Genomic DNA, 691 nt, shown 5'->3' with positions numbered 1-691 from the left:
GGCACGGTGGTGGCGGTCAGGGCGAAGAAGACGTCGTCCAGGTCGGGGGTGTGGACGGTCAGTTCGTCGGCCTCGATGCCGGCCGCGTCGAGCCGGTCGAGGAGGGAGCGCAGGTCGCGCTGGCTGCCGTCGCCGGCGATCTGCAGGGACAGTGCCGTGTCGTCGCGGGTGACGCCGGGCAGGGCGAGGGTGGCGGACCGGTAGGCGGCCGGGTCGGAGAAGCGGAGCTTCACGTGCCCGCCCGGGATCAGGCGCTTGAGGTCGTCGGCCGTGCCTTCTGCCGCGATCTTTCCGTCGTTCAGTACGGCGATGCGGTCGGCGAGCTGGTCCGCCTCTTCGAGGTACTGGGTGGTGAGGAAGACCGTGACGCCCTCGGAGACCAGCTGGCGGATGATCTGCCACATGTTGTGGCGGGAGCGGGGGTCGAGGCCGGTGGTGGGCTCGTCGAGGAAGATGATCCGCGGGCTGCCGACCAGGGTCATGGCGATGTCGAGGCGGCGCTTCATGCCGCCGGAGTAGGTGGAGGCGGGCTTCTTGGCGGCGGCGGTGAGGTCGAAGCGCTCCAGCAGCTCGGCGGTGATCCGCCGGCCCTCGCGCTTGGGCAGGTGGTTCAGGTCCGCCATCAGGAGCATGTTCTCCTCACCGGTGATCAGGCCGTCCACGGCCGAGAACTGGCCGGTGACTCCGATCG

At 70.0% G+C, this 691-nt stretch carries 1 protein-coding gene; it reads right to left on the bottom strand.

Features of this window, described 5'->3' with window-relative positions; genetic code table 11:
* Window positions 1-691, bottom strand: a 691-nt coding sequence (locus IO30_RS0129070; RefSeq protein ID WP_031147812.1) for an ATP-binding cassette domain-containing protein, incomplete at both ends; no start/stop codon positions are given.

This window comes from Streptomyces xanthophaeus (assembly GCF_000725805.1).
In the GTDB taxonomy this organism is placed as follows: domain Bacteria; phylum Actinomycetota; class Actinomycetes; order Streptomycetales; family Streptomycetaceae; genus Streptomyces; species Streptomyces xanthophaeus.
The sequence above is the reverse complement of the archived record's forward strand: the minus strand, read 5'-3'. Positions and strand labels throughout refer to the sequence as shown.